This window comes from Citrobacter sp. TBCS-14, assembly GCF_005280805.1.
In the GTDB taxonomy this organism is placed as follows: domain Bacteria; phylum Pseudomonadota; class Gammaproteobacteria; order Enterobacterales; family Enterobacteriaceae; genus Citrobacter; species Citrobacter gillenii.
In genome coordinates this window covers 306-519 of sequence record NZ_SZWM01000971.1, presented here as the reverse complement: position 1 = coordinate 519, position 214 = coordinate 306, and positions in this window count along the sequence as shown.

Here is a 214-nt window from a genome sequence, read left to right as displayed (position 1 = left end):
GAGTGTCTATGTTCAAACTGTTCCTCTTATGCATGTCTCGCCGGACGCTGAACATTTACCGGCATCTAAGGAAATTATTCACGCCATGGGGGAAAGGCGCAAGCATTGCAATAAATATGGGGGTGCCAGGGCAAATTACAAGGCCCGCCGGAGCAGCGAGCCAGGAAGTGTAGGCCCGATAAGCATGGCGCCATCGGGCATTGTTTGCGTTTTT